This window comes from Thermococcus sp. SY098 (assembly GCF_035621495.1).
Classification (GTDB): Archaea; Methanobacteriota_B; Thermococci; order Thermococcales; family Thermococcaceae; genus Thermococcus_B.
Genome location: NZ_CP141821.1, coordinates 1,929,963 through 1,954,243 on the forward strand (window position 1 = coordinate 1,929,963; position 24,281 = coordinate 1,954,243).

The following is a 24,281-nucleotide window of genomic DNA, read 5'->3' on the forward strand; positions in this document are numbered from 1 at the left end:
GATGGAGATGAGGTTTGTATCAGCAGATAGACCCCAAACCGAAGAAGGGTACCAGTACCATATAGCCTGCAAGCCAGGGGATGTGGCAAGATACGTTCTATTGCCTGGAGATCCAGAGAGGGTGCCTAAAATAAGTGCTCTGTGGGATGAGGCAAAGGAAATAGCCTTCCACAGGGAGTATCGGACTCATACTGGAAAATATAAGGGGGTTCCAATAAGTGTAACTTCAACGGGGATTGGAGGGCCTTCTACGGCAATAGCAATTGAAGAATTGGCAGCTATAGGGGCTGACACCTTCATAAGGGTTGGCTCAACTGGAGCAATTCAACCAGGAATAGAGATTGGCGACTTAATAATTGCAAAAGCTGCCGTTAGGCTGGAGGGAACATCAAAGCAGTACGTTAGGGTTGAATATCCAGCGAGTGCAGATTATGAAGTGACCTTAGCATTGATTGAAGCCGCTGAGACATTAGGAGTTCGCTATCATGTGGGAATTACAGCATCAACGGACAGCTTCTATGTCGGTCAGGCAAGACCGGGATTAAATGGCTATTTCCCAAGCTTTGCAAAGCATCTGATTGATGATCTGAGACAGGCAAAAGTCACAAACTTTGAAATGGAAGCAGCGACACTCTTTACATTGGCTAACATCTATGGTCTTAGAGCTGGCTGTGTATGTGCGGTCTTTGCGAATAGAGTTACCAATGAGTTCGGAAAAGCTGGGGAGAAAGAGGCGGCATTAGTTGCAAGTGAGGCCGTAAAAATTTTGGCTGAGTGGGATGAAGAGAAGGAGAAAAAAGGAAAGAAATACTGGTTCCCAAGCTTGAGGAAGCTTTAGCGTCTCTTTTTGACTTTAATTTTTTAACATGTGCAGTCTTGACTTTGAGCAAAACATTGTATTCTTATGGTAACTTTGCATGAAATAATTAAACTCCAATCGGGTCTTCTCAGAAAAGTTTGTGGTGCGGTGGCCGGGATTTGAACCCGGGCCCGCGGCGTGGCAGGCCGCTGTCCTAGACCAGGCTAGACTACCACCGCACAGCCCGTTAAATACTAACATAAGAGTGCCTTTATAAGCTTTTCGCCAGCAAACTTTATAAAGAGCATTTTTTAAAACCCAATGAGCGCGCCCCGGTGGCCTAGTCTGGATAGGGCGCGAGGCTGCGGACCTCGAGGTCCGGGGTTCAAATCCCCGCCGGGGCGCCATTCTCCTAAAAACAGAATTAAAAAAAGAGAATCAGTCTCCTGTAGCACCTTTTAGGGCATCTTTGCACATGCATCTCCTTTCCTTTGGTATGTATTCGATCGCCTTCATAAGGAGATACTTTATCTCCTCGCTCTTCTTGGCCATCAGCTCGACTACTTCTGTGTGGGTTAGCTTTTGAGAACTTATTCCTGCAGCAAAGTTTGTAACTATTGCAACACTTGAATAACACATCTCAAGTTCCCTTGCTAAAATTGCCTCTGGACATTGAGTCATTCCAACGACATCTGCCCCTAAAATCCTTAATGCCCTGATTTCAGCTCTTGTCTCAAACCTTGGTCCTTCCATACAAGCATAAGTACCCTTTGGATGGTAGCTGAATCCAAGCTCCTTTGCTGCTCTAATGAGGGCATTCCTGATCTCTGGACAGTATGGGTCAGTAAAGTCTATATGGGCAACGAATTTCCTCTCATGTGGTGAATCTTCTCCATCATAGAACGTGTACACTCTGTTTTTTGTAAAGTCCATAAGCTGGTCGAGAATCACGAAGTCTCCGGGCTTCATAGCTTTATTCAATGAGCCCACAGCTGAAGTTGCTAAAATTCTTTCAACACCGAGTTCATAGAGCCCCCAGATATTTGCACGGTAGTTTATCTTATGGGGAGGAACGCTGTGTTTTTCTCCGTGTCTTGCTAAAAAGGCTATTTCCTCGCCTTTGTATGTCCCTATTTTCACTTTGATCTTTCCGTAGGGAGTGTTTATCTCCTCTTCCCTTATATTCTCTAAGAGCTTGGGATCATAAACTCCAGAACCTCCAATAATGGCTATCCTTACCATTTTTATCACCTTAAGAAAAGAGTATAAAGGAAGGTTTAAAAAAGCTACTTTTCCCACAGTGTCCTATGTTCATTAGCTCTCTTTTCTAAATCATCCTCAACCTCTTTGCTTTTAGCAAGTTCTAATATCTTCACAAGCAACTCTCCAAGGAGCCATGAACCCCATTTGGGATCTTTAACTTCCAATGCTGTGTCAATGGCCCTGTCGATATCCCCCTCTTTGAGCAAATTCACAGCTATGCTGCCAAATGCTAAGGAACGCAAATGGCTGTCCGTGACTCTATGGGCAAAATGGAGAGCTTTGTTATACTCTCCGACTTTTGCTAAGAATGTCACTACCTTTACAAGAATGGCTTCGTTTCCTGTCCTTGCTCCAATAGTTTCAACAACTTTGATATATTTTTTGTCGGGCTTTTCTAATAATTTTGTAAGCAGAAACTTCGCTACTGGGATAAACTCTTCCCTGCCGATTTTAATCATCAATATCCTTAGCAATTCTTCGTCCTCTATAATCTTGGCTGAAATTTCCTTCAAGGTTTTAATTCTCTCTGCGGGAGGCATCTTTTTAATAATTCTGATGACAGAATCTATCTCTCCCGAACTGCCAAAGCCTACAAGCAAGTTTCTAAGGGCATCAAAGCTAAGTTCATCCGCCATGGTCAGTGCAGCATCAACAAATTTTTCAAAAGTAGCCTTTGGTGCCCCGTAGTTTTTTAGATGAATGGCAATTTCCTTCATCGCTTCGTTTATCCAGTACTTACTTTTTAAACTCTGCAATATTTTCATGGCACTCCCAAATTCTTCCCTCTTTAAATGTGTCTTGAGAAGTTCAACAGCTGCTATTGAGTACCATGGTTCTTCATCTATGATTTCGAGAATCGAATATGCTTTTCTAACTTTTCCAGTATTTATGTAGGAGATTAGCAGTCTGAGGAGCATTTCATTTCTTCTTATTTTATCCTTTATTTCAGAGGTGTACATGAGGGCTTCATCGTGCATTTTGAGCTCTATTAATGTGTTAACTATGCTCTCAATGAGTTCGTCGTGCACCGGGTTTGGAATTGCCTTTGTCATCTCAAATGCTTGGTGAAAGACTTTAACAGCTGCTGCGATTTTAGCTTTTCTTAAATATTTGCCAATTTCTATAAGTGTTTTTATTATTGCAATTGGATTTTCGATCATTTTTACAGTTTCGACGGCATTGGCAAATGCTTTTTTGTATCTGTTGTCCCTAAGCAGGAACAGCTGGTACCCAATCCGAGCATAGGAAATAGCGCGAAAATAGGGATCCCTTATCATTGATGTGAGTTTGAGAACTTCACCTGCAACATCTACCTTGGTCATGGTTACCAAATTGAAAGTTTGATTATGAAGTATTTAACAATTTTTGAGATTAAAGCGAATAGTAGAAAAGTATACGACAAAAAACGAAAGCTTACATCAGCTAAGATCGTCGTACACAATGCTCACTGTCTCACCGTCGTCTAAAGCTACAAAGCTGATCTTGACTTTTTTTCCTGTTTTTGGATCAATAACAATGAAATCTGGGTTATCGAGGTATCTACTGGATGGGATTTTCCAAACATCGCTGTAATGCTTCTTTAGCTCTTTTACAAATTTGTTGACATCTTTTTTAATAATAGCTGTCATAGATATCACCATGTATATGTACAACCCTAAAGTATAAAAAGCTTTTTAATCGCTATTCGTTAAAGATATTATCGACAATTGTCTATTCAGAGGGCCTTGCAAATCATTGCACCTTGTGGAACATTTAACTCCCTTGCCACAGGTTTGCATTTTGCCTTTAGAAGAAAGAACACCCTATCATCTTTAATCTCACTTAGTGTTTCGAAGTTGCCTTGTCCTTTAGCTATTATCACATCGGCTTTATTGAATATCTCAATGAAATCTCTGCTGACTTTATTCATGGGAACACCGACTATTCTTGTTCCCGTAGAAATTATTTTTCCAAATTTGTCTATACCTGCTTCTTTTAGATCATTAACAGTTGCATCGTTTATTATGGCATCCTCTTTTCCAGCAATGTAAACTTCCAGCCTGGGGAACTCTTCTCTGATTTTTTCCAAGAGCAGTTTGTCAAAATAAATCTCTCCACAATTGTCAGTTATATACAACAGAATTTTTGACATCTTTAGTGTGTCAAACAGCTTTTTACTTTCATCAATGTATAGCCCCTCTTTTACCATCTCCAAAATGTCCTCCTCAATTTTTTCGGGATTATATCCGACGGCAAAGTCAATTACATTGCCTGCTATAGCCAGCTTAAGGGCAGTGTTTAGGTCAATCTTAAGCTTTCTTTTTAAGTCATCTACCACTTTTCGTGCAAGTTTGTTAGACCTATCCTTGTATCCTTTAAATGGATCGTTAACTCCTAGATACTCATAGAGCCTAAGGAATATTTCACTTCCGACAACAGCTGGAATTGAGTTTTCATTGAAGTAATCTGCAAAAAGCTTGGATGAAAAAATCATAGCTCTTCTTCTTTTCTCTAAATCTTCAGTGCTGAGTTCTGCTATTCTTTGGCACTGAAGCACTTGGCATGCAAGACACTCGTAATGTACCTTCATTTTTTCATCCCGCTTTCTTAAAGTTTTTGTCCCTCTTAATTCTTGCGCTGTGTTCTGTGAAAAGATTTTTAAGTCAGTCAACCGAACAAATGTTCGGTGAGGCAAAGTGGAGGTCATAGAGAATGCAAGGTTTGGAAAGTTCCATTACAGATTGCTGGCAGTCTTGGGCACAATATGGGCGTTTATAGCAATTAACACTCTCTCTGTGGCATTTATAATTCCGTTGCTGAAAAAAGAACCTGCATTTCAAGGAAGCCTAACGAAGCTTGGAGCAATGGGATCGGCAGCGTTATGGGGCATGTTGCTTGGAGCGTGGTTCTTCGGAATACTGGCTGACTATATAGGAAGAAAGAAAAGCTTGAGCTTGGCAGTGGCCACATTCGGCATTGCCTCAGTGGTAAGCTCATTTGTTCAAAGCTTGGATCAGCTGATTGTTCTAAGATTTATAGTTGGTCTTGGTTTGGGTGGTTCTCTCCCAGTCGCAAGTTCATACTTCGCCGAATTCATGCCAAAGAAGATCAGGGGCGCTATGATTTCAATTTTGGAAAGTTTCTGGGCAATTGGTACAATAATAATTGGAATTGTTGCTTTGATAGTGAAGGCAGATTGGCGGGGAATACTTCTATTCGGGGGTGCAATTCTGTTAGCATTGCCTTTCTTAGTAGCACTGCCAGAATCTCCCCGCTTTCTGCTTCTCAATGGGAAGATTAGAGAAGCTGAAGAGGTAATAGGAAAAATTTTCGGAGTTTCTGTAAAACTGGAGAGGCCTAAAGAGGAGCACGGAAAAATCACAATTGCAGAACTTTGGAGCAAACACGCCAAAACAACTTTCATGTTGACAGTTGCATGGTTCAGCATTGCATTCGCTTACTATGGATTCTTTATATGGCTTCCAAAGTTTCTTGCATCAACGCTTAACATCACTGTTTTTAAGAGCTTTCAGTATTTCATAATTACTGCACTTGCGCAGTTGCCCGGCTACTGGAGTGCTGCATATTTCATTGAGAAAGTTGGAAGAAAGAAAACATTATCTGGCTATCTATTCGTATCAGGTTTGGCTGGAATCTTATTCTATAAGTTTGCAAGTTCTGGAAATGCATCGATGATACTTCTGAGTGCTGTGTTATTCAGCTTCTTTAACTTGGGTGCATGGGGAGCAATCTATGCTTACACCCCCGAGCTATATCCAACAAGTGTCAGGGGTACAGGAACTGGTTGGGCTGGAGCCATGGCAAGGATAGGCGGCGGATTGGCACCTATAGTTGCTGGAAGGATTATGGAAATCTCAACAGTCGGGATGGCAGTGCTCATAATAGCAATAATCTCAATAATAGGTGCGTTGGATATTGCAGTACTTGGAAAAGAAACAAAAGGAAAAGCCTTAGAGTAGTTCTTCTAAATACTCAAGTTCTTCTGGCACCGGTTTTTTCTTTCTTTTTTCAATCTCTCTAATGATCATGTAGCCGTGAAGGATTGGTAACCATTCCATATCTCTCACCTCCTTTTTCTTTTTCCCTCATACTCAATAATTATTTGATATTTTGGGCTTAAAAGTCTTGTGCGCTCTGGAATGGCTGTGAATGTTCTTCTAAGGTCAAAACTCACGTAAAACAGCTTAAATGCTTCGTTTCCAGATATAATGTACATGTTTGAACATAAAGAGGTATTTAGATTGGACTATTTGATGAAAAAGTATTCATTAATACAATTTGGTAAAACCTAAGGATTATAAAGTTGTCATCACTCTTTCTTATGGTGGGAAGAAATGGCTTTAGAGAGTCTTGGTAAGGCATTAAACGCTGCATTAAAAAAACTCGCACGTGCAGGTTCTGTTGATGAAGTGCTGATTAGGGAGGTCGTAAGGGACATTCAGAGAGCTTTAATAATGAGCGATGTTAATGTTAAACTTGTTCTTGACTTAACTAAGAAAATTCAAAAAAGAGCCTTAGAAGAAAAGCCTCCTGCTGGGGTATCCAGAAGGGAACACATCATAAAGATAGTCTATGAGGAGCTCACAAATTTCCTTGGAAAGGAAGCGAAACCCATAGAGATAAAAGAAAAGCCAACTGTTCTGCTTACAGTTGGAATTCAGGGTTCTGGTAAGACAACGACAGTTGCCAAGCTTGCTCGGTATTTCCAGAAAAGAGGATATAAAGTGGGAGTTGTGTGCTCAGATACTTGGCGCCCTGGGGCTTATCATCAGCTTAAACAATTGGTTGAGCCCTATTCAATTGAGGTTTTTGGAGATCCCGATGAAAAAGATGCCGTTAGGCTTGCTAAAGAAGGAGTTGAGTACTTCAACCATAAAGGAGTCGACATAATTATAGTTGATTCTGCTGGAAGGCATAAAGAAGAGAAAAGTCTAATCGAAGAAATGAAGCAGATAAGTGATGCGATAAACCCCCACGAGGTTATTCTTGTTATAGATGGAACGATTGGCCAGCAGGCTTATAGTCAAGCTTTAGCATTTAAGGAAGCAACCCCGATAGGTTCAATTATTGTAACAAAACTTGATGGTTCAGCAAAAGGAGGAGGAGCATTGTCAGCTGTTGTGGCGACAGGAGCCCCAATAAAGTTCATTGGTGTTGGAGAGAGAATTGATGATTTAGAGCCTTTTGATCCCAAGAGATTTGTATCAAGGTTACTTGGCTTAGGTGATATTCAAGGTCTTTTAGAGAAATTTGAAGAGCTAAGCAGGGCTCAGGAACTCAAAGAAGAAGATTTGGAAAAGTTCATGCGTGGAAAGTTCAATCTTAAAGATATGTACGCCCAGCTTGAAGCTATGAGCAAGATGGGACCATTAAAGCAAATTCTCCAGATGATTCCCGGTTTGGGGTACTCTCTTCCTGATGACGTTGTCAGGGTTAGTGAGCAGAGGTTGAAGAAATTTAAAGTGATTATGGATTCAATGACTGAAGAGGAGCTTGAACATCCTGAGATTATCAACTACTCGCGCATTAAGAGAATTGCCAGAGGTTCTGGAACTACAGTGAAAGATGTTAAAGAGCTGCTTGAGCAGTATAATCAGATGAAGAAATTCTTTAAGAGCATGAACAAAAGAAGTCTTAATAGGATGATGAAGAGATTAGGTATGGGAGGTTTTGGCATATGATGGAGGCGTTTGTTTTAATCATTGTAAAGCCGGGTAATGAAGAAAAAGTATACAACAAGCTCAAAGACAAGCCCATGGTGAAGGAGATTTATCGGGTGTATGGCGAATACGACATTGTCATTAGGGTAGAGGTTAGTAACATAGCAGAGCTGGATAAGTTCCATGATGAAATACTCAGGAGAATAGGGGACATTGAGATGACGGAAACACTGATAGCGAGTTCATATAGAATTTAGGAGGTGGGGTGGTGAAGAAAAAGTGGATTGCCACAATTCACTTGGATACACTTGAAATTGAATCCGATCCTTCTTTTAAATTTAGATGTCTTGAAAACTGTGCTGAGTGCTGTTTTAGACTTGAAGTGCCTCTTAGAGATGAGGATATTGAAAGACTTGAGGAGATTGGATACAGTACTTGGGAGTTTGTGGATTATGAAAAAATGTTTTACAGAGGGGATAGGTTTTTGGGATATGCTCTGAAAAAGAGACCTTTTGATGGAGGTTGCATATTTCTTCAAGAGGATGGAAAATGCAAGGTATATCCACATAGACCCCTTGCTTGTAAGCTCTACCCTTTTGTGCTTATAAGAAAAGGCAACACGCTTGAGGTTTATATAAAAGAAGAAGAGTTTTGTAAAGGAATAAACCATCCCCAAGGTGAACCTTTCACCTTAGAACTCGTTAAAAAGTATTTTTGGGAAATTGTTGAAGACTACCGTAGAAAATTGGGATTTTCCAAAGTGTCTTAGACTGATAATACCAATGTAGATTGTAATTTTCACCGAAACCTATTTATACATTTTTTTGTCAATCATTTTTTCAAAGGAGGTGGAGGCATTGAGTCAGATAAAAGCAGTCAAGGAAAAGCTTAGGGTAATAAGAATCCTAAAACTGCTCAAAAAGAGGTATACATATGAGGAACTTTCAAAGATAACTGGGCTGCCGATTACAGTGCTCAACAGATATGTGAGGGGAAAAGTCCTTCCAAGCACTGACAGGGCTAAGGAGCTTCTGGAAATGTTATCCCCCTACATTAACATAGAAGAAGAAGTGAAAAGAAGAATACAGTTTGATGAACATGGTCTCTTTGATAATATGAAGATATTGAGCGATACCAACCTAATGAGCCTGATAGCTGAAGAAGTTGCATCAAGATACATTAGCAAAGATATTTCAAAGGTTCTCACAGCGGCTACAGACGGCATACCATTGGCTGTTCACATAGCAAATGAGCTAAATGTTGATGTTGTATATGCAAAGAAGAAGAAAGAAGTTGGGGTTGAGAAATTCTATGAGGTCAATTACGTCCCCAGTGCTTCAGGGAGCGTTATGACACTATACTTGCCACAGTGGGCTTTGAAAAGAGGTGAAAAAGTTTTGATCGTTGATGATGTAATCAGGAGTGGAGAAACCCAAAAAGCCTTGCTGGAAATGTGTAAACAAGCTGGTGCTGTACCCGTTGGAATGTTTTTCCTAATAAGCGTTGGCAATGTTATTGATGTTCTTAAAAATGAATATAAGATTCCAGTTGAAAGCTTGGTGAGACTATGATTAGCACAGGGATACAAAGGCTCGATGACATATTAAAAGGTGGCATTAGAGAAGAGCACAGCGTAATGTTCTCTGGGCTATTTGATGAAGACCACAGAATATTAATGCACCAATTTGTTTTTTCTCTTCTCTCTCAAGACTACAAAGTGCTATTAGTAGAGTTTAAGCAGACTCCACGCTCTTTGATAGAATGGGTTAAAGAATACGGCATAGATTATTCGTCGTTTATGGAAAGTGAAAAATTAAGGATACTTGACGGTTATACAAACATATACTCTAAAATGACAGTCTCAGGGAAGGATATGCTCCCAAATCCCTTAGACTTACCAATAACGACAGCAATTATAAGAGATATCTTAATAAAGGAAAAGTACGATTTCCTCGTTATTGATGATTTATCAATTCTTTATGCCGTTTTATCAAGCAAGGAAGAATTCTTCAAAATTATCGTTAGATTCATAAACTCAATTTCCCTTGAGCATGTATCCACAGTTGCATCATTTATGGAAGAATTAACTTCTCCTGACTACTATTCCCTTCTAACCTTGCCTTTTGGGTACGTTATTTCAGTCAAGAACGGCAAAATACATGTTCTTAAGGCACCTCACCCTCTAAGTTCTGTGACATATTTCACTTATGTGAAAACCGAAAGGGGAATTCAGCCTTATGGAGAATATTATGAAACTGTGGAAAGGCTGAAAGAATCCCTATTTTTGGATGAAGAGGGTATGTTGTGGGCTGGAAATGAGAGGGTCCAATTAGTGGAAGAGAACAGTGAAGCAACGCTTATTGAGGGCCTTTTTGAATATCTGGGGGAAGAGGAGGCTAAGAGATTTTTGTACTTTTGGGGGAGAAAATCATTCCAAGAGATAGGAAAAATATATGCAAAGGTTCACAAAAGTCTCAGGCACGTTTTAGAGAAAATATTTGATGAAACCAAGATTAGTGGGGGAGGGATGCTGGAAATTCTTCAATTTTCTAATGACATGATAGTAATTAAAGGAAAAAACTTGTTCCCAAGGATGCCAAACTTTGGATCTCAGGTTCACCTTCATTATGCTGGTGCACTTGCTCAGATAGTGGAAGAAATATCGGGCAGTGAATGGGAAGGTCATGAGGTTAAATGTGAAGCTAAGGGTGATTCATACTGTGAATTTGTAATAAAAAGAAAAGAGGAGTAAAAATGTTGGGAGAGTTCATGGATGGGAAGGTTTTTGGTTTATAATGCAGAGGGCAGAAGCTTGGTTATTGATGCCAACATTGGAGAAAGATTTTCTTTTTATTGCTCCAGGGAGGAATGTGGAACAGAAATAGCAATTGAGGGAGTCATAAGACATGCAACTTTTGATGAGTTTGTTAGAGTTAGAGATCATATTATTGAGCAGAACAAAGAATTTAAAGTACTTAGGGATGTACTTCCCAAAGAACTTGTCATTTTTGAGGGCACAGTAAACGGAAAGAGGGTGAAATTGCCAGTAGAAAAACTGGACGAAGCAGCGAAGCGATTCATTAATAAATATCTAAATAGGTAGAACGAGATCCTCTTTTACTATATCCATGGCAACATGGGTATTTGTTTTTTCAACTCCATCAATTGCCAAAACTTTTTTCACGAACCTGTTCATATCCTCTCTTCCCTTGAATTTTGCAACTACAATTATGTCGTACTCTCCAGTAACATCATAGACACACAAAACATGGTCATCTTTAGCGATCTCTTTTTCAATTTGAATAATCCTTTTTCCTTGGGCCCTGACTCCTATAATAGCTGTCAGCTCATAACCAAGCTTTTCATAGTCTAACTTTGGGTAAAATCCTTTTAGTATGCCTTCTTCTTCAAGTCTCTTCAATCTATTATAAACGGTGCCAACGGCAACATTTAGTTTCTTGGCGATTTCTCTGTAAGATAAACGTGCATCTTTTTGGAGCAATGAAAGTATCTTCCTGTCAAGTTCATCTATCATTGTTCTCACCTTATAGAGCTCCACCGCAAAGTTTAAATATTCTTCTCCTACACCTCATACCGGGTTCAAGGACCGGTAGCCTAGCCAGGATAGGGCGGCGGCCTCCTAAGCCGCAGGTCCGGGGTTCGAATCCCCGCCGGTCCGCCATAAAAGTATTTTGCTCTTTTCTTAGACATTGTAGATTCTTGGGGTATGACTTTATGCATCATAGATAAAACATCAGCAGAAAGTTTTATAAAACTAACAAAAATTAACTAAAATCTGAAGGTTCTTTAAAACTTGCAAGCGCATGAATAAAAATAGAAAATTCTGCGAGATTTTCAACAACAAAAATATAAGGAGGTGATGCCGATGATTGAAGATGCGCTGATGCTTTACATAATGACCAGTGTAAAAGAGGAGAGCAAAAAGAAAAAGAGGAAATTTTTAGCCTTTTCCCGCTGAACTTTCTCTTTTTGCGAAACTTTTAAATATACCATTTTAGTAAAATAAAGTTAGAAAAAGTGGGGGGTGAGCGGATGAGATACGTAGCGGTATTAGCAAACATAAATGGAAACTTCCCGGCTTTAGTTAAAGCACTTGGAAAAATTGAAGAACTCAAAGAGAATGGGTATGATATTGAGAAATATTACATTCTTGGGAACATTGTAGGATTATTCCCATATCCGAAAGAGATCTTGGATGCCCTTGATGATTTGATTAAAAGCACCAAAGTTAAACTAATCCGGGGTGAATTTGACCAGATAATTGCTATGAGCGATCCCCATGCTGAAGGTCCGGATTACATTGATAATATCAGCCTTCCAGAGCATGTTAAAGCAGCTCTAAAATACACATGGGAAAAGCTTGATCATGATGGAAGGGAGTTTATAAGAGATTTACCAGTGTACCTTGTTGACAAAATTGGGGACAACGACATATTTGGAGTTTATGGGAGCCCATTAAACCCATTTGGGGGCATAGTACTTCCAGAACAACCAACCTCATACTATGAAGCAATAATGAGGCCAGTAAAAGAGTATGAAATTCTTTTAGTGGCTTCTCCAAAGATACCGGTGAATGCTATGACAAGATATGGGAGGGTAGTCTGCCCAGGAAGCATAGGCTTCCCGCCAGGAAAAGAACACAAAGCAACGTTTGCCCTCATTGATGTGGATACACTTCATGTGAAATTCGTTGAAGTTGACTATGACAAAAGAATAATTGAAGACAAGATAAAGAAGGAAGGTCTACCCGAAGAGCTGATTAGGATTCTCTACCATGGAAAGCTTTGATGCCCTCTTTTATTTTGTTCTTCAGGATTAACGTATAAAGCAAAATTCCAATGAGCAAAACTATTTTTGATATAAAGACTAACAACTGAAGTGGTATTGCAAACAATAGTGGTTTATATGATTTAGGAGAAATTTTTAGCTTTTTATGACTGAGATACGCTGTTCCACACAATATTGTCAAGTATCCGACTAATAATCCCATCACTGCTCCATACTCATTAAGCATTCTAATAAGGGGTATCCACGTAATTAACGCTACCAAAGCCCCAACAGTTGCGATAAAACTGCCCTCTTTCACGTATCTTGTGGAGTTTAAAGCAACGATGCTGGGGTTGTAGGCTATATAAATCTCAACTGCCAGCAGTGCGATGTAAAACTCATTTCCAAGATTAAAACCAAAAAGAAATGAAATTACCTCTCTTCCGACAAGCAACAGAGCAAAGACGACAAAAGCTGTGAAGATTGATAGTAGTTCCGTGGTCTTTTCTGCAAGTAGCTTTACATAATTTAATTCCTCTTTCCCGTATTTGTATGAGTATAGCGGCATGATTGCAGATTGGAGCACCTGAGGCAAATAAGTCAGCAGAAATGCTGCTGACAGAGATGCCGAGATCTTACCAGCAATCAGTGCATTTCCAAGCTTTTCGCTTAGGAAGTAAGGTCCCTGAACTAAAAATACCCCAGAAAGGGTTCCGAGGAATGCAAAGGATGAATATCTAAGTAGAATGTGAAGTTCATATTTTCTGGGTTTTCCCAATAAACCCTTTTTGAAGAGATATATGAAAGCAAAAGAGGATATTGTAAACAGCAGTGCTATATATGGCAGATAGGGATCGTTAGAATAAAAGCTGGCAACAAAGGGTATGAAACTGAGGATCATAATATATGCATAAATCTCTCCTCTATGGATTCCGTAGACGAAGCTCCTAAATGTGAGTTGAACTGCTCTCAGAACTGAAAGAATGGCAAGATGCACGTTCAACGGGGCAAGTAAAATCCCAATCAGTGGAAATGAAAACGAAATTGATGTCATTGATTTTATTTTTTCAAAATCTTTCTTTGCAAGAAATTCCGAAGAGTACTTGCCCAATGCAACCGCAAAAAAGCTCAGCGGCATTGCCACAAGAAATGCTTGGGAAATCAGAGAATTTGCAGATCCTAAAGTTTCAACCCCAAATTTTCTTGAGATGATAATGCTGTAGAGAAATCTGCTAATTCCAAATAAAGCAAGAGCTACTATGCTTGCAATTGAATGTCTTATTAGAACTTTTCTCTCATAACTCATAAGAGAAAAATTAGATGTAGAGGATTTAACCTTTGTGGAATCCTAAATAAAATCCGACTACAAATGCTCCTCCTCCTGGAAGAATACCCATAACTTTGTCTGCCAGACTCAGTGTCTGGGTTGCTGCACTTTCTGTAAGATTAAAAAGTGCATTTGTGTTTATTGTTATTACTCCCTTCTGCTGAAGCCAAAAGAGGCTGAGTACATATGCTCCAATTAGTGCTAATACAAGTTTGATGAACTTCTTTAGTGCATAGCCGGTTATGAATCCCACAAGCCCTCCAACACCTATATCCCCTGCAATTCCACCAAAATTCACTTCCATTTCAATCCACCTAATCAGAATCTATACGGTTGAGGGTTAAATAGTTTTACGTTAGTTGTTTTATAGATACGAAATGTTTAAAGAATATAAAAGAAAAATATTTATAACTGGTGAAAGCTTTGATTTGATATACTTTATGTATTATTATAGGTGATACTTATGACTGCGCCAATGGAAAGGTTGAAAGAAAAGCTGACGAAAGAAGTGCTGTGGCTGTACATTTTAAGTCTTCTAAAAGAGAGACCAATGTACGCTTATGAGCTAAAGAGCAGAATAAGGGAAAAGTTTGGATTTGAACCGGCAACAGTCAGTTCATATGTAGTTCTGTACAAGCTTGAAAAAGATGGTTATGTTACATCAAAATGGCAAGAAAGCGAAACTGGGAAGCCCTCGAGAAAGTATTATGAACTTACAGAAAAAGGCAGAAAACTTTTAGAGGAAGGAATAAACTTCATAGAAAATACCTTAGAGAAGCTTAAAAGTTAACGTCCAACTCCTCCTCTTGGCTCCCTGGCTTTTGGCCTTAGTCCTTTGTATCCACATTTTCTGCACTTATCTGCCTTCCATGGATTGGTTGCTCCACACCTCATGCATATATACTTTTTAAATATTCTTGCTTCCGCTTCTGGAAACCTCGCCATGATAATCCCTCCATGATCTTGATGATGGTGCGGGGGACGGGATTCGAACCCGCGCAGCCCTCCGGCAGCGGATCTTAAGTCCGCCCCCTTTGGCCAGGCTCGGGCACCCCCGCTCATTCACTAAGATGAGAGGGTAAATTAAAAAGCTTTCGGTAAGCCTCGGAAGTGATGGCCCTCATCACCTTTCGGTGCCGGGCCTTCTCATCATCGGCAATAATTAATTTTCCCAGAAATTTATAAACCTAAACTTCAACGCTCATCTGGTGATGGAGATGATAAAGGTTAGGGTCATTGGAAGAAAAATCGAGAAGGAAATTGAATGGCAAAAGGGTATGAAAGTTGCAGATGTTTTGAGAGCCGTTGGATTTAACACAGAGAGTGCGATAGCAAAGGTGAATGGAAAAGTCGCTTTGGAAGATGATCCAATTAAAGACGGCGATTATGTTGAGGTCATTCCGGTGGTTTCGGGAGGATAAAAAGAAGAAAAATCAGCTGAGCCTTTCTTTCATGAATTTTTCTAAGTTGTTCATAGCCTGCTCAAGGATTTCGACTGGCGGCAGGAAGACAGCTCTGAAGTGCCATTCTCCACCTTCTCCGAATCCTGAGCCGTGGACCACTAAGATGTGAGCGTTTCTGAGCACATCAAGAACAAATTCCTTGTCACTCTTCCACTTGCTCCTATCTTCAATGCGTGGGAAGATGTAAAACGCTCCTTCTGGCTTTTGGGCACTCAAACCAGGAATTTCGTTCAGCCTCTTGTAGATATAGTCCCTCCTCTCTTTGAGCTTTTTCATATATTCCTCAAGGTAGTCCATTGGACCTGTGAGACCAGCAATGGCGGCTTTTTGAGCTGGTGTATTTGGACAGAGCCTTACTCTTGCGAGCTTTCCTATTGCCTCTCTTACTTCAGCAAGCTTGTCCTCCGGATCAACGAAGTACATGTATCCTAATCTCCACCCTGTTGCAAAGTAAACTTTTGAGAGACCGTTCATTACAATTACTGGAACATCTTTTGTCAATGAGCCCGGAGAAACGTGCTTCCCTTCATAGGTCATTAAATCGTAAATTTCATCGCTGATAACGGGAATGTCATATTCTCCAGCTAAGTCAAGAATCTCTTTGAGCGTCTTTTTGTCATACAAGGCTCCAGTTGGGTTATTTGGATTTATAACTGCTATAGCTTTTGTTTTTTCACTTATCTTCTTTCTCATGTCATCTATATCTGGCTGCCATCCTTCTTCTTCAATTCCAAGGTAGGCTTTTGGAACTCCATCGTAGAACTTTACAAGTGCTACGTATGGGGGATAACTCGGCCCTGGGATTAAAACTTCATCTCCAGGCTCAACAAGAGCGCCAAAGACGAACTGTAATGCCTCTGTAACTGCTGCTGTTACCATCACATCATCCACAGTTATATCAACGCCATTTTTCTTCTTTTCCCTTTCTACTATTGCCTTTCTGAGCTCTATGTCGCCTTCACTCTCTCCGTAGTAGTTGTGTCCCTCCATGATAGCTTTACAGTATGCCTCTTTCATGTGCTTTGGTGGCTGAAAGTCGAACTTAACTGGATCCCCGATGTTAAGCTTGATTATTTTTATCCCCTGCTTTTCAAGTTCTCTGGCGGGTAGAACAACATCTCTAATCGCATATTCGATTCCCATAGCCCTTTTAGATGCATGAATCATTTCAATCACCAACAAATTGCTTTCATAATTAGTTGAGCATTCTATCATAAAAGCTTACCTCTCCCGCAGTATCAAATAACAGGAAGTAGAAAGATGATGACGGTTTTATGTTTGCTTCAGCATTTATTAGAAAACACTTAACTTTAAAAGCCAGAGAAAATAATAGAAGTAGGCGATGACGAATAGCAAGCATGCTGAGTAATGATGACGTGAACACCCTCCGAGCCTTTTAATGGCTTTTGTTCATATCTACCCTAATCTGTTCATCTTTCTTTTCAATGGTTATCCTGTATTTTGTTCCTCCAATGGTTATCGTTTTTATTTCAATCTTTTCAAGATGCTCTGGGAGCTGTGGATTTGTTGATACTCCCTCTGGAGTGAGTCCAAGCATGGCTGTTAAGAATGCAAAAGGGGTTGCGGCACTCCATGCTTGAGGGACATTTGCTCTTGGAATGGGAAGTGGAATCTCACTTCTAACACCACTGAAAAGCTCTGGCAACTGATAGTTCATCAAATTCGCAGCTTTCAGAAATTTATCGGCCAGAAAAGCTGCTTTTTCAGTTTCTCCAATTTTTGCTAATCCCAATGCAATAAGTGCATTATCATGTGCCCAAACGCTGCCGTTATGGTAGCTGAAAGGATTGTATGCTTTTTCTTTTGAGCTTAGAGTTCTAATTCCCCATCCCGAAAACATGTCTTTTTTGAACAACCTTTCGGCAACTTCTTTTTCATGCTCTGCGATGCCTGTGAAGAGCAAGTGACCGGGATTGGAGGAAATTACTTTTGAAGGCTTGTTGTTGCCATTTAGAGCAATTGCATAAAATTTCTCCTTCTTCATCCAGAAATCCGTATTAAATTTCCTTCTTAGTTTTTTGGCTTCTTCCCTCAGGGTCGATTCTTCAAACTCCAAGATATCCGAAAGTCTCGCCATGTCTAATAGGGCTTTATACACATAACCCTGAACTTCAACTAATGCAATTGGCGGTTTTGTAGGTTCTCCGTGCTCATCTGGAACCCCTTCTTTTGAGTCCTTCCATCCTTGGTTCATTTGAACATAGGGGGAAGCCAACGAATACCTCACGTATCCATCTCCCTCTTCAAGCTTCATAAAAATCCATTCAAGTGCCTTGTTTAGGGTGTCTTTAAGTTCTTTCACTGTGTTGTAATCTCTTGTCCATCTAACGTATTCCCCTGCTAAGATCAAATACAGGGGAGTAGAATCCACTGTTCCGTAATATGGAGCAAAAGGCATTAAGTTTGCTTGAGAGAGCTCTCCAAGTCTGTATTCGTGAGGAATTTTCCCAGATTCTTCAAGTGTTTTTTTGTCAAATTTTCTTCCTTGGAGTTTTGATAGGATTTTCAAGGTTCCTTTGGCGTATTCCGGGAAGTATGGCAGAAGGAATAAGGATGTTATTATGCTATCCCTGCCAAAGAGGCACATGAAATACGGGATTCCAGCAAAAACTGTTAATCCGTGATTGGTCAGTACTGTTAGAGAAGCCAAATCTTTCAGCGAGGTCTTGAATATGTTATTCACCTCAATGTTGCTTGTGATCACTCTCTGCTCAAATTTGAAATTGAAGACATTCCTAATTAGAAATGGTGCACTTTTTATGTGGATCTTGGGAGAAAATTCGATGCTGATGCTCTTTTTTTCCAAAGGTTTTAAAGAAATCTCTGACGTGAGATAATTGCTTTCAAATCGGAATCCTTTAGCTTTAATTTCAAGCTCTCTCTTTATTTTATCAATGCCAATGTAAGTATATCTAATCCCTTTTGGAGTCTGTTTTTTAATTATTTTTCTCTTAAGTGGTTTGTGATTCCCTCTAACCTCGAATATGTCCTCAAAGCAAACTTCGAAGAAGTATTTGGGTAGTATTTTTGCTGGTTCCTTGGCCATATTGTAAAAGGTCAGCTCTTCTCTATATCTCCAGCCATTCAATAACTCACGTTTTCTCAGTAGGATTACCGAGCCTCCTATAAGTATGCGTGATATTGAAGTCATGTTATCATGCCCGATATGTCCTAAAAACATCTCTTTGCCAATTTCCAGAGATATGTTTTTTACAAACCTTGTATCAAAAGCATAGAAGCCGTGATAGTGCTTGTTCATATCGCCTTTTTCATCTGAGAGAACGAATGCTCCATTAAATGCCAATGTCACTTTGGACATCAACACACCGTCCATGACTTGTGTTATCTGATCCTTCAAGTGTGAAGTTTTATAATTTTCGTTTTCAAAAAAAGAATAGATAAAATGAGTTACTTACGAAGGATTGTCTCCTTTCCGCGTTTTACTACTGCATCTTTACCAAAGGCTCGTATTTTAACCCCTCCACCCTCAAGGAGTTTTACCCGTACAGAATCTTCTCTGACTTCCAAGCTCAGCAATGCTTTTTTGAAGAAGAATTTCAGTCTCACGGCTTTCCATTTCTTTGGGAGCTTCGGGTTAATTTCTACTCCTTCGTCGTTTATATCTATCCCGCAGAAACCCCTGAATATTATCTGCCATACTCCCCCTGCCGTTGCTAAGTGGAATCCATCTTGGGTATTGCCGTAGAGATTGTGTAGATCTATGAAGGCACATTTCATGAAGTAGTCGTAGGCTAAGTCTTCGTAATCGAGCCAGGAAGCAACTATAGCGTATGGTGGCATGGAAAGTGATGAGGCATGGGTTGTTCTAATTATGTAGTAGTCGAAGTTCTTCCTTATTGTTTCCAGGTCAAATTGATCTTTAAGGAGGTACTGGGCTGCTATCACATCAGCTTGTTTTATTATTTTTGTTTTCCTTAAGTTCCTTCTTATCTCTTCAGGAAGCCTCTTTTCTCCAAGTCCATAAGGGTCGAGGGTGTGATCACTTAAATCAAAATAGCCTTCAAACTCCTCAAAGACGCCATTTTTCTGTCTCGGTATGTAAATTTTCTCTGCGATTTCAAGCCATCTTTGCACTTCTTCCTCAGTTATATTGATCCTCCTTAATGTTTTGCTCCATTCTCCACCGGAACGCCGGGCAATTTTGAAATACTTAACAGCTAAGAGAAGGTTGTATCTTGCCATTAAGTTTGTGAAGAAGCTGTTGTTCACATGTTCATGGTATTCATCTGGTCCAATGACTTTCTTGATAACATAACCCTTTTTCTCATCATACTCAACTCTGCTTGCCCAGAATCTCGCTGTTTCTAAGATAATCTCGAGTCCATATCTGGACATGAATTCCTCATCACCAGTAAATTTATAGTAAAGCTCTACAGCATACGCTATGTCAGCGGTTATATGGTGCTCTTCTTCCCCTGTATAGATTTTGACAACTTTTTTGCCCATCATGTCAAGGGGTATGACTGAAGGGGTTGCTTCATAACCATCATCAGCGGATTCCCAAGGAAACTGAGCTCCGTCATATCCATTCAGCTTTGCGTTTTCTCTTGCCGCGTTTAAGTTGTTATATCTGTACATCAGCATTTCTCTGGCTTTTTCAGGAAAAACTGCCATGAAAAATGGTAGAGCATATATCTCGGTATCCCAAAAGACATGTCCTCTGTATCCAAAGCCGTGAATGCCTCTTGCGGTTAAGGAAATTCTGCTGTCTATGGGCATTGATTGGATCAGATGAAAAATGCTGAAATTTAAGCCATTTTCGGCATTTTTATCTCCTTCAATTTCAATCTCCGCTCTTTTCCAAATTTCTTTCCAGTATTTTCTGTGTTCATAGTAAAGTTTGTTAAAACCTAAAGACTTAGCTTCTTGTAGTTGTTGGAAGACACTTTCCTTTAAATTGGCGGTTGGATTCTTGGAAGAGAGTATGGTAATGTATTTGATGAACTCATACGTCCTGTTTTTCTTAACGGAAAGTGTTAAAATCTCAGCAATGCCATCTGCAGACTTGATGACGGCTCTCTTAGCTTTGGTTCCACTGATAAGAGAGCTTGCTATGCCAATTCTGTATCTTCCGTCGAGGGTTTCAACTTCAGCATAGATTTCGTTTTCTCTGTCCTCCATCTGCACAACATTCAGGTGTTTTACCATTATTTCATTCCGATATGAGGGATTCACAACATTGGTTTTAATGGGGCTTATTATTGTCAGCATGCCGTCTTCATTGGCTTTAATCTTGAATTTTAAGAGAATCAGGTTTTTTCTCTTTCCATGAACAATTCTTATGCTCTCATATTCTATGTGGGTTCTACTCCGAGTTTCGATTGCCATCAGAGTTTTTAAAGTTGCGTCTTCAATGTTGAGTTCTCTCTCATATTTCAGAATTTTCTGAGTGCTTAGGGAGATTGGTTCCCCATTGAAGAAAATCTGAAGACCTATGACTCTTGGAGCATTTACAATTTCACGATAGAAATACGGAGCGTAGTCATAAACTCCTGCTATGGTTGTGCCGTAAATTGTTGGTTCAAGCTCTATCTCTCCTCTGATTCCGATGTATCCATTTCCCAAAGTTAGTATTGTACCATAAACTGCTTCTGCTTTGGGGTCATATTCCTTGAAACCGAAGTGAAACTTCACGCTTCACTCCTCCTTTTTAGTCGATCCAAAATTTTCTCCCAGCTAATCTCCCTGAAGTCCTTGAATGTTAAATCCGCATCAAGTTTTGCCTCCCTTTCATACCCAAGGGTGAAAATCCCAAGTTTTTTTGCTACTTCCACTCCAGTCGGGGAGTCTTCGATCACTATGAAGACTTCAAGTTCTGGAAATTTAGATTTGAGTTCTTTGATTGCCAGCTCAAACACAGCCTTTTTGGTGGGTGCCCGCCCACTAACATTAACATCAAAAAGCTCAAGAAGGGTTTTTTCTTCTCCTTTGACATGGACGTTAATTTTTTGAGCAAGTTTTGGTGCGTTTTTTGAGGCAGAAGCCAAAGCATGCTTAACACCAGCTTCTTTTGTTTCTATGAGAAATTTTATTGCCTCATTGTTAATGCCGTATTCTCCTCTGTCAAACATTTCGTTTACAAGCTTGTTTTTGAATTCGGCAAATTCTTGGAGAATTTTTTTCTTTTCTTCTTCTGTACGTGCTCCCAATTTCTTATATATTCCTTTCAGTCTTAGGATATTATCTGCTCCTTCATATCGCGGCTTACCGGAGACATAGTTAACAAAAAAATCATGGTCAAAATCTTTAACACCATAATGTTCAGCGGCTCTTTTCCAGGCCTCTTCATGAGGAGTAAAAACCAAAACTCCGTCAAAATCCCAAATTATCGCTGCTTTCAAGAGGATCCCTCCTTTTCTACTGTTTTTCGATTCTTTCTATAATAACGCGCTGAGCTTCTATATCCTCAACTTCAGCATCAAAGCCTCCAACTGTAACTTCACCATCATTTGTTTCAAGGACAAAATTGCTTATTATTCCGGAACGATTAACAGAACGTGCTCTTCCCACAATTTTCACTGGAGATCCTTCTTTTACATTTCTGCCTTCAACAGTTACTATTGGAACATATCCGAGCTTAAAGAGAGCTTCTATTTCGTCAAGCACTATAGAGAATTCTAAGAATGTCTTTGGATAAGTCTCTGGCTCGTAATCCCAAGAGATTATTTCATTGGCTTTTCTCCATAGGTTGTTATGGATGTTTAGAAGTCTCAAAAGTAGATCTTTTTCTTGAATTTCATACCCGTAGATTTCAGAATTTGAAAGTGGTAGCTTGTTTGGACTGAAAAATCTTCTTTTTGAATAAACGGCAACTGAAAGGTCTGAAATTACTAAGAGAAAGTTGCCTAACTCGGAGGTTCTTATTTTCACCTGATTTTTGAACCGTTGGAACTCTCCAAAAGATTCTTTCCCTGGATATACAAGGAGATATAGGTTGACCCCTCTTTGAAGGGCACTGAGGAGATATGGTTTTATTGCCTTAAATACGTTATGTGGTACCTCTGCTCTGATCTCAATTTCAGCAGAATTTATTGTCTCAATAACACTTGACATCACGCCTTCGAGGCTCCTTACGACTGATATGTATGGTCCTTCTTCCTCTGTTCTGCTCCTGATTTTCATGAGTTCTTCTTTGAGAGTTTCTTTCAGCAAATCAAGCTTCATCTTATAAACATCAATAAGAGAAACGATGTCTGTGGCTGTGTAAATTCTTGGCCTTCCGGCGGAGGCTTTTACAAAACCCTTTCGTATTAGGCTTTGGATTATGTTGTAGAGCTGAGGTTGATGGACGTCAAGAGAGTCTAAAAGCTCTTTTACAGTTGCTCCATTCTTTGTCCATATTGTCAGGTAAACTTCAGCTTCTCTCTTTGTGAGTCCCAACTCTTGGAGTTTTTCAATGAGAGTTGCGGTTGACATTGTCATATTGACCACCCCTCACTGCATTATATTCTGAGTTTTTACTATTTAAATATTATTGGAAATAATAAAGAAAAGTTTATATAATATGATTATAGTATAAAAATCTGAAGACTCCCATATGAGGTGGGTTATATGAAAAAAGCATACAGCTTTATTCTGGTCTCTGTGCTTTTAATAGCGGTGGTAGCGGCTGGATGTATAGGTGGTGGAGGAGAAACAACTTCCCCCACACCTACAACAGTGACAACAACAAAAATTGAAACACAGACAACAGTTAAAACAGAAACAAAAGTACAAACGGAAACAAAGGTGCAGGAAAAGGTTTTTATAAGATTTGCTGGCTGGAGTGCTGGAGAGACTGAAATGAAAAACTACCAGAGAATAATTGGAGAATTCGAGCAAAAGTATCCAAACATCGGCGTTAAATATGAGGTAATTCCCCAGATGTTCCACGAGAATATCTTAGCATCATTTGGGGCTGGAGTCGCACCTGATGTATTCTACGTTGACAGTTCTTGGGCACCAATATTCATTGATAAGGGGGCATTGTACCCAATATCTGACCTTGCTGATAAGAGCTTCATTGACCAGTTCTACCCGTTTCTCCTGAAGCCATTCATGAAGGATGGAAAGCTTTATGGGCTTCCAAAGGATTGGAGCATGCTTGCACTGTTTTACAACAAGAAGCTGTTTGAGCAAGCTGGTCTCACAAGACCTCCACAGACTTGGGAAGAGCTCGAAGAGTATGCAAAGATAATTGCTGATAAAACCGGCAAACCAGGTTTGGCTATTTATTTGGGCGGATTTAACAGGTACGTCCCTGTTGCGGTCAGTAATGGTGCTCCAAAGCCATGGTTCGAAAAACCGGAGGATGCTTCATGGTTCGACAATCCTGTTGTGAAGGAAACCTTGACATGGTACATCAACCTGTACAAGAAAGGCAAGATTGAGAGAGAGCAACAAGGGAAAACACCTTACGTTGTCCAGCCAAGCGATGTCGGTGCTGGATGGCTTGGAGATGCTTTTGGACAGCAACAGGTTGCAATGGTTATAAGCGGTAACTGGATGATTCCATTCTTAGCAGACCAGTTCCCGGACTTTAAGTACGGAGAAGACTGGGATATTGCACCAGTTCCTGCTGGGAAGAAAGGAAGAGTTACAATGGCATACACGGTCATTTTAGGAATAAATGCAAAGACCCAGCATCCACAGGAAGCGTGGAAGTTTGTTGAATTTGTATTGGGGCCTTATGGACAGAAAGAGCTTGTTGTTAAGGCAGGTCATACGTTACCAAGCATAAAAGGCTTTGAAAACGATCCAGACATGTGGCCACAGCACAAGAAGACACTTTCTTTCAAGTATGACCAGATGATAGTATTTCTCTGGGGTCCGAAGTCAGGTGTCCTTGAAGGAAAATTCAGTGATGCAATGGCATCTGCAATGAGAGGGGAAATAACTGTTGATGAGGCTATTGAAGTAATGAAGCAGATCGTTCAAGAAGAATTAAGCAGCTGAGGTGG

General features: G+C 40.0%; 25 protein-coding genes and 4 tRNA genes. 14 read left to right on the top strand and 15 right to left on the bottom strand.

Annotation, left to right across the window (positions count from 1 at the left end):
* Position 1: 1 nt before the first annotated feature.
* Positions 2-838, top strand: a complete 837-nt coding sequence (gene udp, locus VFC49_RS10845) for a uridine phosphorylase (protein WP_324735538.1) — start codon at positions 2-4, stop codon at positions 836-838.
* Between the two features lie 122 nt (positions 839-960).
* Here the strand turns inward: udp and VFC49_RS10850 are convergent.
* Positions 961-1,038: transfer RNA gene (locus VFC49_RS10850), tRNA-Gly, on the bottom strand.
* Between the two features lie 90 nt (positions 1,039-1,128).
* On the opposite strand from VFC49_RS10850, the gene VFC49_RS10855 reads away from it, so the two are divergent.
* Positions 1,129-1,206: transfer RNA gene (locus VFC49_RS10855), tRNA-Arg, on the top strand.
* 31 nt (positions 1,207-1,237) lie between these two features.
* Here VFC49_RS10855 and mtnP read toward each other — a convergent pair.
* The 4 genes from mtnP to VFC49_RS10875 form a co-directional block, all read right to left on the bottom strand.
* The gene (mtnP, locus tag VFC49_RS10860; protein WP_324735539.1) at positions 1,238-2,041 is read right to left on the bottom strand and encodes an S-methyl-5'-thioadenosine phosphorylase; all 804 of its coding nucleotides are present in this window, start codon (positions 2,039-2,041) and stop codon (positions 1,238-1,240) included.
* Positions 2,042-2,085: 44 nt separating this feature from the next.
* A complete protein-coding gene (locus VFC49_RS10865; RefSeq protein ID WP_324735540.1) occupies positions 2,086-3,384 on the bottom strand; it encodes a hypothetical protein in 1,299 nt (432 codons plus the stop codon).
* A 96-nt stretch (positions 3,385-3,480) separates the two neighbouring features.
* Positions 3,481-3,690, bottom strand: a complete 210-nt coding sequence (locus VFC49_RS10870) for a hypothetical protein (protein WP_324736754.1) — start codon at positions 3,688-3,690, stop codon at positions 3,481-3,483.
* Between the two features lie 86 nt (positions 3,691-3,776).
* The gene (locus VFC49_RS10875) at positions 3,777-4,631 is read right to left on the bottom strand and encodes a damage-control phosphatase (RefSeq protein WP_324735541.1); all 855 of its coding nucleotides are present in this window, start codon (positions 4,629-4,631) and stop codon (positions 3,777-3,779) included.
* A 106-nt stretch (positions 4,632-4,737) separates the two neighbouring features.
* Between VFC49_RS10875 and VFC49_RS10880 the strand changes: the two genes are divergently transcribed.
* The 7 genes from VFC49_RS10880 (at position 4,738) to VFC49_RS10910 (ending at position 10,825) form a co-directional block, all read left to right on the top strand.
* A complete protein-coding gene (locus tag VFC49_RS10880) occupies positions 4,738-6,021 on the top strand; it encodes an MFS transporter (protein WP_324735542.1) in 1,284 nt (427 codons plus the stop codon).
* Positions 6,022-6,396: 375 nt separating this feature from the next.
* Positions 6,397-7,743: a signal recognition particle protein Srp54 gene (locus VFC49_RS10885; protein ID WP_324735543.1), complete on the top strand. Its 1,347-nt coding sequence runs from the start codon at positions 6,397-6,399 to the stop codon at positions 7,741-7,743.
* Positions 7,740-7,979 (top strand): Lrp/AsnC ligand binding domain-containing protein, encoded by a 240-nt coding sequence (locus tag VFC49_RS10890; protein ID WP_048159706.1) that lies wholly within the window; start codon positions 7,740-7,742, stop codon positions 7,977-7,979. Before VFC49_RS10885 ends, VFC49_RS10890 begins: the two co-directional genes overlap by 4 nt.
* Before the next feature lie 11 nt (positions 7,980-7,990).
* Positions 7,991-8,491 (top strand): YkgJ family cysteine cluster protein, encoded by a 501-nt coding sequence (locus VFC49_RS10895; protein ID WP_324735544.1) that lies wholly within the window; start codon positions 7,991-7,993, stop codon positions 8,489-8,491.
* A gap of 88 nt (positions 8,492-8,579) precedes the next feature.
* Positions 8,580-9,293 carry a phosphoribosyltransferase family protein gene (locus VFC49_RS10900; RefSeq protein WP_013466537.1) on the top strand — a complete coding sequence of 238 codons (714 nt, stop codon included), beginning with the start codon at positions 8,580-8,582 and terminating at the stop codon, positions 9,291-9,293.
* Positions 9,290-10,474 (top strand): ATPase domain-containing protein, encoded by a 1,185-nt coding sequence (locus tag VFC49_RS10905; protein ID WP_324735545.1) that lies wholly within the window; start codon positions 9,290-9,292, stop codon positions 10,472-10,474. Before VFC49_RS10900 ends, VFC49_RS10905 begins: the two co-directional genes overlap by 4 nt.
* A gap of 21 nt (positions 10,475-10,495) precedes the next feature.
* The gene (locus tag VFC49_RS10910) at positions 10,496-10,825 is read left to right on the top strand and encodes a hypothetical protein (protein ID WP_324735546.1); all 330 of its coding nucleotides are present in this window, start codon (positions 10,496-10,498) and stop codon (positions 10,823-10,825) included.
* Here the strand turns inward: VFC49_RS10910 and VFC49_RS10915 are convergent.
* A complete protein-coding gene (locus VFC49_RS10915) occupies positions 10,814-11,257 on the bottom strand; it encodes an Lrp/AsnC family transcriptional regulator (protein ID WP_013466540.1) in 444 nt (147 codons plus the stop codon). The genes VFC49_RS10910 and VFC49_RS10915 overlap by 12 nt on opposite strands.
* A 69-nt stretch (positions 11,258-11,326) precedes the next feature.
* On the opposite strand from VFC49_RS10915, the gene VFC49_RS10920 reads away from it, so the two are divergent.
* Positions 11,327-11,404: transfer RNA gene (locus VFC49_RS10920), tRNA-Arg, on the top strand.
* 371 nt (positions 11,405-11,775) lie between these two features.
* Positions 11,776-12,531 (top strand): metallophosphatase family protein, encoded by a 756-nt coding sequence (locus tag VFC49_RS10925; RefSeq protein WP_324735547.1) that lies wholly within the window; start codon positions 11,776-11,778, stop codon positions 12,529-12,531.
* Here the strand turns inward: VFC49_RS10925 and VFC49_RS10930 are convergent.
* Both VFC49_RS10930 and VFC49_RS10935 read right to left on the bottom strand, forming a co-directional pair.
* A complete protein-coding gene (locus VFC49_RS10930) occupies positions 12,503-13,816 on the bottom strand; it encodes a lipopolysaccharide biosynthesis protein (protein WP_324735548.1) in 1,314 nt (437 codons plus the stop codon). The genes VFC49_RS10925 and VFC49_RS10930 overlap by 29 nt on opposite strands.
* 25 nt (positions 13,817-13,841) lie before the next feature.
* Complete coding sequence (locus VFC49_RS10935; RefSeq protein ID WP_324735549.1) at positions 13,842-14,141, bottom strand: FUN14 domain-containing protein; 300 nt, start codon at positions 14,139-14,141, stop codon at positions 13,842-13,844.
* Between the two features lie 159 nt (positions 14,142-14,300).
* Between VFC49_RS10935 and VFC49_RS10940 the strand changes: the two genes are divergently transcribed.
* Positions 14,301-14,627: a PadR family transcriptional regulator gene (locus VFC49_RS10940; RefSeq protein WP_056933230.1), complete on the top strand. Its 327-nt coding sequence runs from the start codon at positions 14,301-14,303 to the stop codon at positions 14,625-14,627.
* Here VFC49_RS10940 and VFC49_RS10945 read toward each other — a convergent pair.
* Positions 14,624-14,782: a 50S ribosomal protein L40e gene (locus VFC49_RS10945; RefSeq protein WP_324735550.1), complete on the bottom strand. Its 159-nt coding sequence runs from the start codon at positions 14,780-14,782 to the stop codon at positions 14,624-14,626. The two genes, VFC49_RS10940 and VFC49_RS10945, sit on opposite strands and share 4 nt — an antisense overlap.
* Positions 14,783-14,807: 25 nt before the next feature.
* Positions 14,808-14,895 (bottom strand) — tRNA-Leu (locus tag VFC49_RS10950).
* A 159-nt stretch (positions 14,896-15,054) separates the two neighbouring features.
* On the opposite strand from VFC49_RS10950, the gene VFC49_RS10955 reads away from it, so the two are divergent.
* Entirely contained in the window at positions 15,055-15,258 is a 204-nt protein-coding gene (locus VFC49_RS10955) for a MoaD/ThiS family protein (RefSeq protein WP_324736755.1), read from the top strand.
* A 12-nt stretch (positions 15,259-15,270) separates the two neighbouring features.
* On the opposite strand, the gene VFC49_RS10960 is transcribed toward VFC49_RS10955, so the two are convergent.
* The 5 genes from VFC49_RS10960 to VFC49_RS10980 form a co-directional block, all read right to left on the bottom strand.
* Positions 15,271-16,467, bottom strand: coding sequence for a pyridoxal phosphate-dependent aminotransferase (locus VFC49_RS10960; protein WP_324735551.1), 1,197 nt, complete (start codon positions 16,465-16,467; stop codon positions 15,271-15,273).
* A 229-nt stretch (positions 16,468-16,696) separates the two neighbouring features.
* The gene (locus tag VFC49_RS10965) at positions 16,697-18,640 is read right to left on the bottom strand and encodes an amylo-alpha-1,6-glucosidase (protein WP_324735552.1); all 1,944 of its coding nucleotides are present in this window, start codon (positions 18,638-18,640) and stop codon (positions 16,697-16,699) included.
* 89 nt (positions 18,641-18,729) lie between these two features.
* The gene (locus VFC49_RS10970) at positions 18,730-20,976 is read right to left on the bottom strand and encodes a glycoside hydrolase family 65 protein (protein ID WP_324735553.1); all 2,247 of its coding nucleotides are present in this window, start codon (positions 20,974-20,976) and stop codon (positions 18,730-18,732) included.
* Positions 20,973-21,683 (bottom strand): HAD family hydrolase, encoded by a 711-nt coding sequence (locus VFC49_RS10975; protein WP_324735554.1) that lies wholly within the window; start codon positions 21,681-21,683, stop codon positions 20,973-20,975. The genes VFC49_RS10970 and VFC49_RS10975 overlap by 4 nt, the downstream gene beginning before the upstream one ends.
* A 16-nt stretch (positions 21,684-21,699) precedes the next feature.
* Positions 21,700-22,764, bottom strand: coding sequence for a TrmB family transcriptional regulator (locus VFC49_RS10980; protein ID WP_324735555.1), 1,065 nt, complete (start codon positions 22,762-22,764; stop codon positions 21,700-21,702).
* A 129-nt stretch (positions 22,765-22,893) separates the two neighbouring features.
* Between VFC49_RS10980 and VFC49_RS10985 the strand changes: the two genes are divergently transcribed.
* Complete coding sequence (locus VFC49_RS10985; RefSeq protein WP_324735556.1) at positions 22,894-24,276, top strand: ABC transporter substrate-binding protein; 1,383 nt, start codon at positions 22,894-22,896, stop codon at positions 24,274-24,276.
* Positions 24,277-24,281: the final 5 nt, after the last annotated feature.

Excerpts from the sequence above, each read along its gene's own strand:
- udp (WP_324735538.1), top strand. The coding sequence starts at position 2 with ATGGAGATGAGGTTTGTATCAGCAGATAGACCCCAAACCGAAGAAGGG.
- mtnP (WP_324735539.1), bottom strand. The coding sequence starts at position 2,041 with ATGGTAAGGATAGCCATTATTGGAGGTTCTGGAGTTTATGATCCCAAG.
- VFC49_RS10865 (WP_324735540.1), bottom strand. The coding sequence starts at position 3,384 with ATGACCAAGGTAGATGTTGCAGGTGAAGTTCTCAAACTCACATCAATG.
- VFC49_RS10870 (WP_324736754.1), bottom strand. The coding sequence starts at position 3,690 with ATGACAGCTATTATTAAAAAAGATGTCAACAAATTTGTAAAAGAGCTA.
- VFC49_RS10875 (WP_324735541.1), bottom strand. The coding sequence starts at position 4,631 with ATGAAGGTACATTACGAGTGTCTTGCATGCCAAGTGCTTCAGTGCCAA.
- VFC49_RS10885 (WP_324735543.1), top strand. The coding sequence starts at position 6,397 with ATGGCTTTAGAGAGTCTTGGTAAGGCATTAAACGCTGCATTAAAAAAA.
- VFC49_RS10890 (WP_048159706.1), top strand. The coding sequence starts at position 7,740 with ATGATGGAGGCGTTTGTTTTAATCATTGTAAAGCCGGGTAATGAAGAA.
- VFC49_RS10905 (WP_324735545.1), top strand. The coding sequence starts at position 9,290 with ATGATTAGCACAGGGATACAAAGGCTCGATGACATATTAAAAGGTGGC.
- VFC49_RS10910 (WP_324735546.1), top strand. The coding sequence starts at position 10,496 with ATGGGAAGGTTTTTGGTTTATAATGCAGAGGGCAGAAGCTTGGTTATT.
- VFC49_RS10915 (WP_013466540.1), bottom strand. The coding sequence starts at position 11,257 with ATGATAGATGAACTTGACAGGAAGATACTTTCATTGCTCCAAAAAGAT.
- VFC49_RS10925 (WP_324735547.1), top strand. The coding sequence starts at position 11,776 with ATGAGATACGTAGCGGTATTAGCAAACATAAATGGAAACTTCCCGGCT.
- VFC49_RS10930 (WP_324735548.1), bottom strand. The coding sequence starts at position 13,816 with ATGAGTTATGAGAGAAAAGTTCTAATAAGACATTCAATTGCAAGCATA.
- VFC49_RS10935 (WP_324735549.1), bottom strand. The coding sequence starts at position 14,141 with ATGGAAGTGAATTTTGGTGGAATTGCAGGGGATATAGGTGTTGGAGGG.
- VFC49_RS10940 (WP_056933230.1), top strand. The coding sequence starts at position 14,301 with ATGACTGCGCCAATGGAAAGGTTGAAAGAAAAGCTGACGAAAGAAGTG.
- VFC49_RS10945 (WP_324735550.1), bottom strand. The coding sequence starts at position 14,782 with ATGGCGAGGTTTCCAGAAGCGGAAGCAAGAATATTTAAAAAGTATATA.
- VFC49_RS10955 (WP_324736755.1), top strand. The coding sequence starts at position 15,055 with ATGATAAAGGTTAGGGTCATTGGAAGAAAAATCGAGAAGGAAATTGAA.
- VFC49_RS10960 (WP_324735551.1), bottom strand. The coding sequence starts at position 16,467 with ATGATTCATGCATCTAAAAGGGCTATGGGAATCGAATATGCGATTAGA.
- VFC49_RS10965 (WP_324735552.1), bottom strand. The coding sequence starts at position 18,640 with ATGTCCAAAGTGACATTGGCATTTAATGGAGCATTCGTTCTCTCAGAT.
- VFC49_RS10980 (WP_324735555.1), bottom strand. The coding sequence starts at position 22,764 with ATGACAATGTCAACCGCAACTCTCATTGAAAAACTCCAAGAGTTGGGA.
- VFC49_RS10985 (WP_324735556.1), top strand. The coding sequence starts at position 22,894 with ATGAAAAAAGCATACAGCTTTATTCTGGTCTCTGTGCTTTTAATAGCG.